Source organism: Verrucomicrobiia bacterium (assembly GCA_035946615.1).
Taxonomy (GTDB): Bacteria; Verrucomicrobiota; Verrucomicrobiia; order Limisphaerales; family UBA8199; genus DASYZB01.
In genome coordinates this window covers 57,523-72,689 of the sequence record DASYZB010000010.1, presented here as the reverse complement: position 1 = coordinate 72,689, position 15,167 = coordinate 57,523, and the positions used below count along the sequence as shown (strand labels likewise).

Below are 15,167 nucleotides of genomic sequence, written 5' to 3'. Positions count from 1 at the left end.
CTGCCTCCGATGTATTCGATGCAGCCAGTGGGGCCTGCTCTCAACTGACACCCCGCCTCAAGAACCGGAACCAACCGGAGGTAATCGGAGGTAATCGGAACCAATCGGAGGCAAACCGCGCCGTCCGATAACGCAACTGTCCTCACCGCCGCCCGCCCCTCTTCCTCAGTGCCTCAGTGCCTCTGGTTTAGTCACCTTCGGTTCCTTCTTCAGCGCACCGCCCACCGCCTGCGCCAATTGCACCAAATTGCACCTGGTTGCACCAAATTGCAGCTAATTGCGCCAAATTGCAGTTCGACCCTTTTCGCAGAACGATAAAACCGGCCAAAATGCTTGGCCCCGTTCCCCATCACTTCGATTTGCTGGAACGCTTGGGACGGCTTGGGACGGAAGTGGGACGGTTGCAAGAGTGAGAATCACCCGTGTTTACCGGCCTTGGGACGGTGGGACGGCTGTACACCCCCAATCCCCCCCAACCCGCTCCGACCCTCCCTTTTTCATTGGTCCCCGGAGCGGATCGCCAACGCTAAATTGTCGTGACGAGTCGGCGGGCGCGTGGTAAAAGTCGCGCAACACTATGAACCGACGCCATTTCATCACTCTCTCGGGGACCGCCAGCCTGGCGGCCATGACCGCCAAAGTCACCGCCGCCGAGGCCTCAACAGGCCGCGATTATTATGAGCTGCGCCGGCTGGTCATCGAGAACAAGGAACAGAAAGCCGAAGTGGATAAGTTCCTCAAGGAGGCCGCCATTCCAGCCATCAACCGCCTCGATATGAAACCGGTGGGCGTGTTTTATCCGGCAGAGGGTTTGAGTCCGATTTATATCCTGCTGCGGCATCCATCGGCGGAATCGGTGTGCACCCTGCAGGCGCGCCTGGGGCAGGATTCGGAGTTCATAAGCCAAGGGGCGGACTACATCAACGCGCCGGTCAGCGCGCCGGCTTACCGGCGCATGGAGAATTCTCTCATGCTCGCTTTCCGCGGCATGCCGCAGCTTGAAATTCCCGCCCAGGGACCGGACCGGGTTTTTCAACTGCGCACTTACGAAAGCCCAAGCGTCAAAACCAACCTCAAGAAAATCGAAATGTTCAACGACGCCGGGGAGATGAAGCTTTTCCGCGAAGTCGGTCTGACGCCGGTGTTTTTTGGGCAAACGATTGTGGGCACCAAAATGCCGAACCTGACGTACATGCTCGGGTTTAAAAATCTGGACGAGCAGAAGGCGGCCTGGAAACGGTTTGGGTCGCACCCGGATTGGAAGAAGCTCAGTGCGATGCCCGAGTATGCTGATAAGACGATTCTGTGCGGGATAACCAACCTGATGCTGGTCCCTGCGGATTACTCACAGATTTGATCCCTTGCAGGAGACGACGTGCGGAGTCTCTGATCTGGGGTGGCCCGGTGTAAGGGGAGTGTTTTTGGGGAAAGTTGGAGACTCCTTACGCCGTCTCCTACAGCTTGCGGAATGGGAAACGGGCTTCTTTAACGCTGAGACCGGCCACTTCAATGCGCGTGGGGTCAAAGCTGCCAACGCCCGCCTCTGCCGCCCATCGGAGATGGTTCTCGCCCGGGAACGGGAACTGGCCGTGATTTGCCATTGGGTTGTAGCCCATGGCAGTGGCGCAAATCGAATCGGTGCAAACCGCGTTGCGCCCGGCGAATAACAGCTTGGGCTGGATTGGGCGGATGCCCTGATTCCAAAATCCTTCACCGCCGGTTTGGGTGTCGATACCGTCGATAATCGCCAAATCCACCGGGCGTGCCCCGTTCAGGTCGGCAACAATTCGTGGCACGCGCGAGCCGGGGGTGTTGGGCGGGTTGGGGCCGAGTTGGGCGGGAACGCCTGAAGGCAATGGCCGTTGGTTCATGTGCAACGGGCCAACACGGGCCTGGACGGTATCTTCATTGGGCGCGTCATCGCCATAAAGGGCCGTGGGCGTGATGCCGAAGAGGTTCTTGACCGACATGGTAACCCCAGCGACTTCGTGGTCTTTCATTTTCGCCAACGAAACAAATACATCGGTTTGGTCGTACCACCGATTCAGTTCGAAGGCCGGGAAGAGGTAGCCGCCCCAAGGCACCTTCACTTGAGAGTAGCCGTCCCAATGGCCGCGATTGCGTGTGTTCTCGAATAGGACCTTGTGACCGGCGGCTTCCTGGACTGCCTGGAGGTCCCACCCGGAATTGCGCAGCAGCGACTCGACGGGTTCATGGCTATACCAGGCCTCGACAATTGCGATGCGGCGCGCCCCTGCGCGGTCCAGCGCGGCGCATGCCGCGGCAACCACGTGCGGGTGGACATGATACGTTCGCGAGGCAGGGAACCCGCCGACATCCTGGGCCGGACCGGTCATATTGATTTTCATGGTCACCGTCTTGCCGCGGACCAATTGGCCGAGGCCGCCAATGCCATCGAGCGCCGCATCCAGCTTTTGGCGTACCAGGGCAGGCTCGTACGATGCGCAACGCTGAATCGACACAGGCGAACTTGGCGCGTTTTGGGCCTTGTTGGGCAGGTGGGCTGGGCCAGCCTCGGCGCCGAAGGCCAGGTTTCGCCAGTCACCCAGGGCCCATAACCCTGCCAGGGCGGCGCTGCGGCCCAGGAAATGGCGGCGAGTCATCGCGCAACGCCAGTGGGTCAAGACGTGATTACCGGGAAATGTATAAGGGCTTTCAGTGTTCATCGCATCCTTTCAATGATGTTCCTGGCGGGCATGGGCCGTGCCCGAAAACCGCTTGCAGCGCGTCTTTGAACGCCGGGACAAGGCCCCCCGCCCCTTGCGACCCGGCACTGTTCAAATACGCTCATGTTGTTGGCAGATTTAGTTTTGCTGTTGGTTGCGCCAAATTAGCACATCCTCCTGCTGGTGTCGTGCCCGAACTTTGCAAAAGGCTTCCCGGCTGCAGGAGAGGACGTAAGGAGTCTCTGGTTAAGATGGTCATTTAGCCGCCTTTGGTTCACCCGGAAGTTGCTGATCAGAGACTCCTTACGTCGTCTCCTAAACTTGGGAATGGCGACGCGTTGCTGTCATTAGCCCCCGCTTTAACGCGGGACGCGAAGGCGCAGAGGCGCAGCGCGGCAAACCGGGGGGTTGTCTCGCGCTCTCTGCGTCTTTGCTTCCTTGCGCCTCTGCGTTAAAAACTTCAAGGAATAGAGCTGCGGCCTTCTTGGGCGGCCTTGACGAACTGGGCGGCGCGGCGGGTCAGCTCCGGCCAGCCGGCAGCCTGAAGGATTTTCTGGGAAACCAGGGATGAACCGATTCCCAGGGCGGCACAGCCGGCTTTGAGGAAATCAGCCACATTGTGAACATCCACTCCACCGGTCGGCACGATTCGCAAATGGGGCAGGGGAGCGCGCAGGGCCTTGATGTAGCCAGGGCCCAAGGCCTCAGCGGGGAAAATCTTGACGAAATCCGCGCCGGCTTCATGAGCGGCTTGCGCTTCGGTGGGAGTGTAGGCGCCGAGCATGACGACCCGCTCGGCATCATGCGCAATGGGCACAAACTCCGGGCGGCAAACCGGTGTGACTACGAATTCAGCACCCGCCGCGATTGCCGCGCGACAGATACCCAGATCGAGAACGGTCCCAACACCGATCAGCGCGCGTTGGCCAAGGCGCTGGCGGGCGTCGCGGATGGCGGCGAGGGCATTGGGGGTGGTCATGGTGATTTCGATGGCACGGACGCCGCCTTCGAGAAGTGCTTCGGAGAGGGGCAGCACTTGTTCTGCGCTTTGCGCGCGGACCACGGCGATAATTCCTGGATTGACCAGGAGCGAATCGATTTCTGATTTGGAACGTGTCATGGCTCTTGAGTTTCGAGGCGGTAGGCCTCAGCCAGCAGCGAGACAGGATGCGCCACGCGCAGGCCTAATCCGCGCGCCTTTGCTCCATTGATAAGTTGCAACAGGCAGCCCGGGTTCGCGGTGGCGACGATGCCGGCGCCCGTGGATTCAATGTGGTTGAGTTTGCGTTCGAGGAGGTCATTGGCCATTTGGGGCTGAATCAGATTGTAAATCCCGGCGCTGCCGCAGCACCAGGCGCTCTCAGGCAAATCAACCAGTTCGAGGCCCGGAATGAAGCCGAGAAGTCTCCGGGGTTGAGAGGTGATCTGCTGTCCATGCGCCAGGTGGCAGGACTCGTGATAGGTGACAATCTGCTTTGGAAGCGGGTTAACAGGCTTGCGAACGCCAATCTCAACCAGCCATTCGTGGATGTCCTTAAGCTTGTGGTCCCAAAGGCTGGCGCGCTCCCGGTAAAGGGGATCATCCGCCAGCAGGCTGTGGAAGTGCTTGAGATGCGAGCCGCATCCACCGGCGTTGCTGATGATGGCGTCATACTGCTCAGGCGGGAACTGATCGATTTGCTTGCGGGCCAACTGCCGGGCCAACTCCCATTCTCCGTTATGGGCATGAAGTGACCCACAGCAAGACTGCTCCGGAGGTGTGACGACTTCGCAGCCGTTGCCCGCGAGGACCTCGACAGTGTCCTGATTGATATCGCTGAAGATCAAATCCTGCGCGCAGCCAATCAGCATCGCTACGCGGTATTTCTTCTGTCCAAGAGCGGGCGTCACGGGCGCGATGAGGTCGGCCGAGACGTGCGGTTGAATCGCGGGCATCATTGACTCGAGCTCGCGCAATCGTTTCGGGAGCAATTTCAAAATCCCGCTACTCCGTAGCAACGCCTGAAAGCCGAGTTGCTGATACAGGCCCAACGCGCGGCCAGCCAGTTGCAGCCGGGTTAGGTCCATGAAAAGCCAGCGGAGGGTGAAAGCGCGGATGAAGTTGCGTTGAGGCGATTTGAGCGCGCCACTGTTCTCGGCCTCAGCGCGGGCGTGCTCGAACAGCTCGGCGTAATTCACACCGGCAGGGCAGGCGCTCATGCAAGCCAGGCAGCCAAGGCAGAAATACATCTCGTCGGCGAAGGTCCGGCTCATGGCCATGCGATCATCGGCCACCGCCCGCATCAGGGAAATGCGTCCACGCGGGCTATGCCGCTCGATTTTGGTTGCGTCGTAGGTGGGGCAGACGGGCAGGCAAAGCCCGCAGTGCATGCATTGTTGCAGGACGGAATAATCGAGGTTCTTGAGGTGAGACGCCGATGGACTCATAGAACATCAAACATCTTCCCGGGATTCAGAATCCCCTTTGGGTCCAGCGCACGGCGGAACTCGCGCATGACGCGCATTGGAGCATCGCCGGCGAATGCCGGCAGGAACGATTTTTTGGCAAGGCCAACGCCGTGCTCGCCGGTTATCGTGCCGCCCAGCCGGACGGCCTCGGCGAAAATCTCTTTGAAGGCGACCTCGACGCGATGCATCTCCTCGTGGTTGCGTTCGTCGGTCAGGAAGGTGGGATGAAGATTGCCATCGCCCATGTGGCCGAAAGCGCCGATGCGCAGGCGATATTTTTTTGCGACCTCCTCAACGAATCGGATCATGTTCGCTAATTGGCTTCGGGGTACGGTGGCGTCTTCGAGGATGGTGGTTGGGGCAACCCGCGCGAGCGCAGAGAAGGCGCTGCGCCGGGCGCTGGCCAGGCGGGCGGCTTCCGCTTCGTCTTTGGCGGCCCGCACGTCGGCGGCCCCGTTCTTGCGGGCCAGGGCCTCCATTCGTGCCGCTTCTTCGGCGACCGGACCTGGGTGCCCGTCCGTTTCCATCAGCAATAGCGCTTCGCAGTCCAGGGGCAGGCCAATTTTTGCGAACTCCTCCACGCATTGAATTGTGGTACGGTCCAAAAACTCGAGCGTACAGGGGATAATGTGCGCTGCGATGATATCCGAAACAGCCTGGGCCGCCTGATCCATCTGTGCAAAAGTGGCGACGAGGGTTTTCTTGGCGGCGGGCTTGGGGATTAACTTGAGCAGCACCTTGGTGATGACGCCGAGTGTCCCTTCCGACCCGATGAAGAGGTCTTTGATGGAATAACCGGCGACATCCTTCACGCATTTGTTGCCCGTCCAAAGGACCTCGCCATCGGGCAAAACCACTTCAAGGCCCATCACATAATTGCGGGTAACGCCGTATTTCAGGCCGCGCAGACCGCCCGAGTTTTCCGCCACGTTGCCGCCGATTGTGGAGATTGTCATCGAACCAGGATCAGGCGGATAAAAAAGCCCGGCGGCGGCAGCGGTATCGGAAACTGCTTGGGTGGTGGCGCCCGCCTCAGCCAGCAAGGTGAGATTGGCGCGGTCCAACTCGAGAACGCCGTCCATTTTGGCCAGGCACAGCACCAGGCAATCCGGTACGGGAATGCTGCCACCGCTCAGACCGGTCCCCGAACCGCGCGTCACGACGGGTATCCGGCCCTGATTTGCCAGCTTGAGAATCGCTGAGACCTGGCCAGTGGTTTGCGCAAAAACAACGGACCCGGGCATCTGCCTCAGCGCCGCAGTAGCATCAAAGGAGTATGGGATGAGGTCTTCCTGCTCGGTCAGGACGTTGCCAGCCCCAAGCAGCCGGCGCAGGTCCGTTAAAAGGGTTGTGGAAAGAGGCATAACCCCGTTCACGCACGAATCTCCGCCACGAGCTCTTCGGCCGGATAAGTCCAGATTTCTGCCAGGGTAGGGTGATAGTGCGGCATAGCGGCCAATTCATGCACGGTCATGCGCTTGCTCATTGCGGCAATGATTTCATGGATAAGTTCGCCGCCAACCGGCCCAACGCAACAGCCACCCAGGATTTCACCGGTCATGGGTTCGGCCAGAAGTTTCACGAAACCGTCCGTAGCCCCCATGATCAATGATTTGCCATGGTCATTGAACGGATATTTCGCCACGGCATACGGGATGTTGAGCACGTGCGCTTTCTTTTCCGTCAGGCCCACGGCCGCGATTTGCGGCTCGGTAAAGATGACTTCGGTGCGCAGGCGGTAATCCATTTGTTTCTTGGCTTCCGGATGCGCGATGTTGTGGCCCGCAATCTCGCCTTGCTGAACGGCGATATGAACGATTTCGTAAAGGCCGGTGCAGTCGCCTGCGGCATAGACATGGGGCAGGGAAGTCTGCATCGAGGCATCGGTGACAATTCGTTCGTACTGGACCTGGGCCCCTATCTTATCCAGCCCGAGGCCGCCCAGGTTTGGCAGGCGGCCTAATGCATAGAAAACCTCCTCGGCATGGACCCGAACCCGCTCGCCTTTGTGCTCGAAAGTGATTTCCTTTTGCGAACCGGTACGGCGGGCATTGAGCAGCTTTGTGCCAGCGTAAATTGTTATGCCTTCACGCTGAAAAACATTTTCCAAGACCTCTGTGGCATCCTCGTCGAATTCGTGCAACACGTGCGGGCTGCGCTGGATGAGCGTCACACGAACACCAAATCGGGCGAAAAACTGGGCAAACTCGACTCCTACGGCGCCCCCGCCCAGCACGATGAGGGACTTGGGCAGGCGCGTGAGTTTGAGCGCCGTATCGCTATTTAAGCAATCCAGCTCATCGAGTTGAGCCAGAGGACTGGGCGCGATGCGCGAACCGGTCGAAATGACAAAAGACCTTGCCGAGAGTTTTTTCCCCGCGCTGAGTTGCAATGTGTGGGGGTCTTCGAAGCGAGCCATGGCCCGAATGAACTCAAAATCACCATTCCGAAGCTGCTTCTCGCGGTAATCGGCGAAGTCTTTGATTAACGCATTTTTTCGAGCCATGACCTGGGCTAAGTTGAAGCCGATGTCTTCAACGTGAATGCCCCAGGGCTCAGGATGGCTGACTCGATGCATGACCTCGGCTGCGTAGAGCAGGGCCTTGGTGGGCATACAACCGCGCAGAATGCATAGCCCGCCAACTTCTTCGCCCCCTTCGATGATGGCCGTTTTCAGACCCGTGTCGCTCGCGATGCGGGCGGCCGCGTAACCTGCGCTGCCGCCGCCAATGACGGCAACGTCGTAATCGACACCTCTGCCCACGGGGCTCATGGCTCAGGCCGGCTTCAGATTTTGCAGCCGTTCCATGGCAGCCTGTATCGCCTGCAATCCGCGGAGCAACTCGGCCCGGACCTCGTCCGGAGGCGGGGCGAGCGCATCATCGATGACCTTTGATACTCGTTCAAGGATAGCGGGCGCGCGCTTTTGCAGGCTGGCCATCTGCTTTTCCCAGGCGAGTTTCTTTTTTGCGCAATCGAGCAAACCGCTGAGGTATCCGATATCGTCGCGAGTCGTCCGGGGGCCCTGGAATTTCACATTCAGCGCCTCCAACTCGCCGCGAAGCTGGGTCACTGTTTTTTCGCTGCGTTCAATGTCTGTTGCCAACGCGTTCAGCTCTTTAATGACCTGCCGCTGTTCGGCGGCAGATTTCTGAGCCAATTTCAGTTGCTTAGGTGTGAGCATCTTGTCCGCCTATGTGGCGATCATTCCGGTTTTGCGCGCGTAATTGAACAGCCCCCCCGCATCGACAACTGGCCGCACGTCTCCCAGCGGTTTGAATTTGTAAGATTTGTTGGTCTTATTTGCAGTGACGGTACACGCATCGAGGTTCACCGTAACGACATCCCCGTTGTGGAGCACCTCACAGAGACGGTCCACGCATTCGCACGGATACAGCTCGCCTGTGGCGACCGAATTGCGGAAGAAGATGCGCGCGAAGCTCTCCGCCAATACGACTTTGCAACCGGCTGAGCCAAGGGCAATCGGGGCGTGCTCGCGCGAACTGCCGCAGCCGAAGTTGCGTCCCCCCACGACAATGGGGTATTCGCTGTCCAGCGCGCCCTCTTTAACATAACGCACTGGATAGAGCGACTCGGGTAAGCCGCACAAGGCGTACGCGCCCAGCTTCTCGTATTCCTCGGGAATGGTTGGAATGAGGTTCAGGTACTGCGCCGGGATGATCTGATCGGTATCGATGTTGTCGCGCACTACATAAACCGGACCGCTAAAAACAGATTGCATGCGGGCAGATTGCGGGCGAAAAGGTTGAAATTCAACTCGATTCGCGCGGCTAAGCCGCAACGAGTCAGTTTGAACAGGAGATAACAGAGAAAACATTGGTGTGAACACGAAGCCAAACTATATCTTGCATCCTTGTGGCTGCTGACTAAATGGTGAGGCGCTGTTTGTGCCACCATTGCTCACAAAGTGCTTCAAAGCCTCTGTTCTCTCCGTTTCCTCCTGTTTCTTTCTGAATGGTGCCGGCTAAGAGCCTGGTTCCAATTCCGGTGCGGCAGGGGTGGCCCCCAGCATGCCGGCCTTGCGGGCGTGGCGGCCATACACCCATTCGAACATGGGCGAGGCCATCAAGGTTGTAACGATTGCCATCAAGACCATAATCGCAAAAAGGGCGGGCTGGATGAGGCCCTTCTGCAGACCGATATTAATGATGATCAACTCCATCAACCCCCGGGAATTCATCAATGTGCCCACCGCCAGCGCGGTTCGATTGTCCTCCCCATTCAGGCGCGCGGCGGCCCAGCAGGCGCCGCCTTTGCCCAGGCAAGCTATCAAGATGACTACCCCGGCAACCAGCAGCATCTGCGGGCTGTTCACCATATCCAACCGCGTATTCAAGCCGGAGAATGTAAAAAACATCGGCAGCAGGAAGACGACGGCAAAGGGCTCAAGCTGGCGTTGCAGCTCACGGGCGAAAAACCCGCGCGGCATCGCTATCCCCAAAAGAAAACCGCCAAAAACCGCATGGATGCCAATGCTGTCAGTGAGCCAGACCGCCAGCATAAAAAGCATCAAAGTGATGGCCAGCACCACAGGTGTTATGCGCCCGGCGCCCTCGGTGGCAGGGCCGAGCCGAGCCAGCAGCCTCCGGCCTATTGTCAGCATGAATACCGCATACAACGTCCCACCCAGGATCGCCTTAATCGCAACCATTGGACCGGCGCCAAAACTCGCCAGCACAATGGCCAGAACACACCAAGCACCCGCATCGCCAATCGCTCCTGCCGCAAGCGCCAGCGTTCCAAGGGCCGAACCGGTCAGCCCGCGCTCATAAATAATGCGAGCCAGCATCGGGAATGCGGTGATCGACATAGCGGCTCCGAGGAAAAGCATCGCTTCAAATAAGGTTGCTCTTTCTGAAAACAACCCCGGCAGTTTAACCAGCGCAATGGCCAATCCCGCGCCCAATACAAAGGGAGCAAACATCCCGGCCGCCGACACGCAGGCGGCGCTCCGTCCCCGGCTTCGAAATGTGGCGGTGTCAAACTCGACGCCGACGAGGAACATATACAATCCTACGCCAAGTTGGGCGCCCACGTAGAGAAACTTGAGCGATTCTTTGGGAAAAAGGCTCTGTTGCACCCCGGGAGCAAGGAAGCCCAAAAGAGAGCGCCCGAGAAAAACGCCCGCAATCATTTCCCCAACCACCTGCGGTTGCCCCAGCCGGCGGGCCAACAGCCCCACAAGCCTGCATGCCGCCAGGATGACGAACATCTGCAAAAAGAACTGCGTTGAGAGCTCCGGGCCTGTCATGAGCCGTTAGATTGGGTTAAAGCGCTTTGCTAGACACTCCGGCACAATGTTGCCTTCTGCAAGGCCAATAATGCTCAACGTTCAACGTACAGAATACGGGTGAACGGGTGCGGCTTTTCGGTTTGCTTCCGCCTTGTTTTTGTTTCCGGGGCGGTGTACGTATTGGCCAACAAGAGGCAGGGACGTTTCAAAACCGAACGAAAGGCCTGGGTGACTATGATTGCGACGCAAATTCGACAGAAGGATGCGATGTTTTACTTTGCGGCTTATCCTTCGGAAGGGCTGCTGGCCAAAGTCCGTTTCATCAGCCGCTTTTACGGTGAAGGGGAGGACATCCGGCCAGAGGAGATAGCCCCGGAAGACGATGTGGCACAATTCATCGCCCGCATCGAGAGGAGCGAAAAGGCCTTCCAACGGTCGCTGTCGCGTTCGAAGGTCAAACTGATTCGCAATTTCTACGAGACGGCAATCACGCAACCGCCGATCCCGGGCACCGTTCTATTATTTACTCCGCAGCGGCTTCGCTTCCAATCCTTGGATGGCCAGGAGACCATCGGCCATCTGCAGGAGCCGGAGGAAAAATTCCTGATCATCGATGGCCAGCACCGCCTGGCGGCGTTGCAGTTTTACGAACGCACCCACCCGGAGGAAGCCAAATCCATTTTTGTCCCGTGCGTCATTTTCGATGGACGTAGCGATGACTTTGCCACTGAGATGTTTGTCATCATCAACTCCACCCCGACGCGCATTAACAAGAGTCATTTGGTTGACTTGTATGAGCGTGTGTCCTGGGCCGAACCGGACCGGCGCTTTGCGGCGCGGATTGTCGAGATGCTTTATAGCGAAAGCGACAGTCCGCTGCGCTATCGCATTAATCGCCTTGGGGGACGCAGCAAGCAGGAGAAATGGATTCTCCAGGCCGAGTTGTTTAACGAAGTCCATCGCTGGGTCAAACAGGCTTGGGCAAAACTGGAAAAGGAAGGCGCCGATCGGCGTGTTGCCGAGCGGTATTATGGTATGGCGCGCGATTTCCTGAAAGCAGCGTCGCAGGTTTTTGGCGAGGCCTGGGGCAACGATAACTACATGGTGACCAAACCGGTCACACTCAAGGCGCTGCTGCGTGTCTGCGCCGATTTGGCAACACAGGATGCCGAGCCGGCTGAAGCGCGTGTCGAGCGCTGGCGCGAGCGCTTGGCCTCTTGGTCTGAACGCGCGCGCGATTTCCGCAGCGAAGGTTTCTATGAACGCTTCGCCGCCAAGGGACAGGTCGAGCGGGTCGGCAAAATTCACCGCGAATTGGCCCGGGCCGTGGGGCTGAGATAGGCCATTGCTTGCCTGGCTTTAGTCAGCTAAATCGGTTCACCGCAGGTTCAACCGTTTGAAGAGCCACACTTTGGGCCAGTCCAGCGCGCTAAAGTAGAGAAGACCCGCCCCGACTACCGCCCCCAGAAGCAAGGGGCTCACGGGCCTTATGAGAACGCCGGCTAGCGCGAAAACCGCCGCCATGATCAGGCCAAATACGGAGCTGCCGGCAAGGAAGAGGCTCGGCGCCGAATTCCAGAAATGAGCGCGCTCGCGCAGCAAATAAACGCCGGCCTGTGAGCTGAGGATCAGGGTGGCAAACGTCAGTGTCTGCAGGGAAGGCATATCCAATCCAAGCGCGTAATAGCCGCAGAGGAATACACCTAACGAGAAAACGAGCTTGCAGGCCGCAAGAAAAGTCGCCGCCAGCAGGATGGCGCGTGTGTTCCACCGGTTTGGGTGGCGTGAGTATTCCATGCGGTCCGTCGAGAGAGACATCGTAAGGAAATCATTGAGAAGCAGAATCAGCACCATCATCAGGGGTGTGAGCGGTTTGTGTCTTGTGACGACGAAGCCGATAACCAGGAGCGCCATCATCTCGATTTTCTTAATCAGCATGTTCAGGGTGTATGTGATGATCCGCTGAAAAACGCGCCGGCTCGTCTCAATGGCCGGCACTACTCCCCCCAGTCCCGGATTGGTGAGCACCATGGCGGCTGCGGCTTTGGCCACATCCGTCGCATTAGCGACCGCTATGCCCGCTTCGGCCTGGCGCAGAGCGGGGGCATCGTTCACCCCGTCTCCACTCATCCCCACGACTTCGCCACGGCGCTGGAACCCGCGAACCAGCTTGAATTTGTCCTCCGGGAAAACCCCCGCAAACACGCCGCAATCCAGTGCGCCATTCCGCAGGTCCGGGTGAAGGTCTTCGGGCGGACATACACCGCCCGGAATCCCCACCTGCTGTGCCACGCTGCGGGCCGTGATGGCATTATCACCCGACACCATGACCACACGGACTCCCCCATCCCGGATTGTGCTGACTACGCTCTTCGAATCCGCGCGGACGGCATCCTCAAGCCCCAGCAGGCCCACCAGGCGCAACTCGCTCGAACTCCCTTCTCCAACCGCCAAAACTCGTTGTCCCCGTTCAACTATGCTTTGGGCGGCCCCTTGCCAAAGCGCATCAGGCAGCCCGGCCATTTCTGCAACCACAGCGGGGGCCCCTTTGACAAAGCGGCGCATGACGCCTTCAACGCGATAAATGGCCTCCGCCCGTTTGGTTGCCGGATCAAACGGCTGGAAAGCCGTTCGCTCCAGATCGCCATCCTGCCAGCCATGGGCAGTGGCAGCCTTGAGGATCGCTCCATCGACTGGGTCCTGGCCTGACGGATCGCTCGCATGCGCCGCGGCGCGCAACAGGTCCTCTTCTGAGAAACCAGGGGCAGGCCAGAGCGCGTTGACGGTTGCCTCATTGCGGGTCAGCGTGCCGGTCTTGTCGCTGCACAACACCGTCATCGATGCAATGTCATGCAGGGCGCTGAGCCGTGTAATGAGCACCCCGCGTTTGGAGAGTTCGACCGAGCCCAGGGCCGCGGCGAGTGTGAAGGTGGCCGGCAACGCGACCGGTATCGAGGCGAGCAGAATGGTAAGCAACAACGGGAGAATAAAGCCCAGGGTCATCCCGGCATGATGCGCAAAGCCCAGCACCAGCACGACCATGGCGGCATTGACCACAAATAGGTTTTTCACCACCGCCACGATCTCGTGCTCCTGGCGGTTGGCCGAACCGGCTGTGCGCACCAGTTCGGCCGTTTTGCCGAAGAAAGTGCGCGCCCCCGTGGCCGTGACTTCACCGGTTGCATCGCCCCCGCGCACCATGGACCCCGCATAAGCGCCCTTGCCGGGTTCGACGGTTACAGCCGCAGACTCGCCCGTCAGAGCGGATTGATCCACCAAGAGCGAGCCCTCATCGAGCCTCACATCGGCTGGCACAATCGTCCCCTGACGCAGATGAATTGTGTCCCCCGGCACCAATTGCTCGGCTGGCAAAGCGATCCACGCTCCGTCACGCCGCACGCGGGCTAGCACCCGCAGTTGCTGGCGCAGCAGCGCCAGAGCCTTTTGCGCGCGGCCTTCCTGGACCATGCTTAATGCCGCATTCAAAACGAGCACCCCGCCAATCACAGCGGCCTCCAATGCCTCATGGAGAAAAAGCTGAATGATAATTGTAGCCTCCAGCAGCCACGGAATCGGCGTCCAGAACCGTTTGATGAATTGCTTCAGCGGATGAGCTCTTTCCTCCTGGACACTGTTGAGACCAAATTGTTTCTGGCGCGCCAGCGCCTCGGCGGTCGTTAGTCCACGATGATTGTGATCGATCAGCCTCCGTGGCGCCGGAGCGCTCATGCTATCGGTTTGGATGTTGGACATCTTGTTCGGGGATGATGCTCCGATCGGGACGTTTGGTCCAGAGCGTCTGTCATCATCGCCGTTGCCAAGAACAGAATCCGGGATTCCTCTGGGCATCTCGAGCGCACAGCGATCGATTTCCGCATCATGCCCGTCGTTTGACGACAATTCCATATATCCTGTGCTCGCTTAGCTTCCTTTGTGCCAAGCGCGCGGGGAACTGCAACTGTGGTGTTCCCAACGCCTTTCGATCCGGAGGCCAAAGAAGTTTGTTCTTCTATGGCACCTGCGATTCCACTCGTGGTTGGCGGAGAACCACTCCAAACAGCCTGTGAATATCTTCCCGCCGCAAAGATTTGAACGCTATCGTGGGAGCAATGGTCGAGTTCTATAGTCTCTATGCGGCGGGCGTTCGATTCGTAAAGCAAGCAGTTGCTGCATGCAAAGGGATACATCGCGGGCCGGCACCATTAAGAGAAAGAACTACTATGGCGAGAAAGCACAACGGACATAAAAATCAAACCTTCTCCATTACTGCGCCTCAGGCCGCCAGCGTCCTGTTGGCCGGTGATTTCACACATTGGCAGAAGAAACCCATCGCTTTGAAACGCGAATCGGGCGGGGTGTGGCGCGTCGCTGTGGACTTACCCCCGGGCACACATCATTACCGTTTTCTTGTGGACGGCCAATGGTGGGACGATCCGGATTGCGCGTTGCGGGAGCCGAATCCCTACGGCAGCCAGAACTCCGTGCGCCAAGTGAGCTGAAGGTTCCTGTTCAGGCCGCTCACAAACCCGCAGGTTTGTCTAGAGGTTGGCCGAGTTCCACCAGTTCCATCCGAACCTGAATTAAGGGGAGTTCAGGGGAGTTTGTCCCTACGAACCTGAGTTGAAGGAGAACTGGGTGCTCGAGCCGTTCTCGCGTCCTCAGAAACCATCCGCGTTGTTAATGGCCCTCCTTTAATCCGCTTGCTCGTGGGTTTGAGATTGACTGGAGCCGCACATTGCTGAAAAGTTTTGGCCAATGGCAACGGATGCTGTTTCCCC

12 protein-coding genes are annotated in these 15,167 nt (G+C 58.7%); 3 read left to right on the top strand and 9 right to left on the bottom strand.

All coding sequences use genetic code 11. The features are described from left to right. The first annotated feature begins 577 nt into the window (after positions 1-577). Positions 578-1,357 carry an NIPSNAP family protein gene (locus tag VG146_01945; GenBank protein ID HEV2391105.1) on the top strand — a complete coding sequence of 260 codons (780 nt, stop codon included), beginning with the start codon at positions 578-580 and terminating at the stop codon, positions 1,355-1,357. A gap of 97 nt (positions 1,358-1,454) precedes the next feature. Here VG146_01945 and VG146_01940 read toward each other — a convergent pair whose 3' ends face one another. From VG146_01940 to VG146_01905, 8 genes are all read right to left on the bottom strand, one after another. Beyond that, positions 1,455-2,687, bottom strand: a complete 1,233-nt coding sequence (locus VG146_01940; protein ID HEV2391104.1) for a DUF362 domain-containing protein — start codon at positions 2,685-2,687, stop codon at positions 1,455-1,457. 460 nt (positions 2,688-3,147) lie between these two features. Beyond that, complete coding sequence (locus VG146_01935) at positions 3,148-3,807, bottom strand: bifunctional 4-hydroxy-2-oxoglutarate aldolase/2-dehydro-3-deoxy-phosphogluconate aldolase (protein ID HEV2391103.1); 660 nt, start codon at positions 3,805-3,807, stop codon at positions 3,148-3,150. Then, the gene (locus VG146_01930; protein HEV2391102.1) at positions 3,804-5,114 is read right to left on the bottom strand and encodes a (Fe-S)-binding protein; all 1,311 of its coding nucleotides are present in this window, start codon (positions 5,112-5,114) and stop codon (positions 3,804-3,806) included. The genes VG146_01935 and VG146_01930 overlap by 4 nt, the downstream gene beginning before the upstream one ends. Continuing rightward, complete coding sequence (locus VG146_01925) at positions 5,111-6,499, bottom strand: FAD-linked oxidase C-terminal domain-containing protein (GenBank protein HEV2391101.1); 1,389 nt, start codon at positions 6,497-6,499, stop codon at positions 5,111-5,113. Before VG146_01925 ends, VG146_01930 begins: the two co-directional genes overlap by 4 nt. Positions 6,500-6,507: 8 nt before the next feature. Continuing rightward, positions 6,508-7,908 carry a dihydrolipoyl dehydrogenase gene (locus VG146_01920; protein HEV2391100.1) on the bottom strand — a complete coding sequence of 467 codons (1,401 nt, stop codon included), beginning with the start codon at positions 7,906-7,908 and terminating at the stop codon, positions 6,508-6,510. 3 nt (positions 7,909-7,911) lie between these two features. Then, a complete protein-coding gene (locus VG146_01915) occupies positions 7,912-8,319 on the bottom strand; it encodes a hypothetical protein (GenBank protein HEV2391099.1) in 408 nt (135 codons plus the stop codon). Positions 8,320-8,328: 9 nt separating this feature from the next. Then, a complete protein-coding gene (locus VG146_01910) occupies positions 8,329-8,877 on the bottom strand; it encodes a 3-isopropylmalate dehydratase (protein HEV2391098.1) in 549 nt (182 codons plus the stop codon). Positions 8,878-9,120: 243 nt separating this feature from the next. Further along, positions 9,121-10,407 (bottom strand): cation:proton antiporter, encoded by a 1,287-nt coding sequence (locus VG146_01905; protein ID HEV2391097.1) that lies wholly within the window; start codon positions 10,405-10,407, stop codon positions 9,121-9,123. A gap of 216 nt (positions 10,408-10,623) precedes the next feature. Between VG146_01905 and VG146_01900 the strand changes: the two genes are divergently transcribed. Continuing rightward, positions 10,624-11,730: a DGQHR domain-containing protein gene (locus VG146_01900; GenBank protein HEV2391096.1), complete on the top strand. Its 1,107-nt coding sequence runs from the start codon at positions 10,624-10,626 to the stop codon at positions 11,728-11,730. Between the two features lie 36 nt (positions 11,731-11,766). On the opposite strand, the gene VG146_01895 is transcribed toward VG146_01900, so the two are convergent. Then, positions 11,767-14,118, bottom strand: a complete 2,352-nt coding sequence (locus tag VG146_01895) for an HAD-IC family P-type ATPase (GenBank protein ID HEV2391095.1) — start codon at positions 14,116-14,118, stop codon at positions 11,767-11,769. A gap of 491 nt (positions 14,119-14,609) precedes the next feature. Between VG146_01895 and VG146_01890 the strand changes: the two genes are divergently transcribed. Continuing rightward, on the top strand, positions 14,610-14,888 hold the full coding sequence (locus VG146_01890) for a glycogen-binding domain-containing protein (protein ID HEV2391094.1): 279 nt from the start codon (positions 14,610-14,612) through the stop codon (positions 14,886-14,888). Positions 14,889-15,167 lie beyond the last annotated feature (279 nt).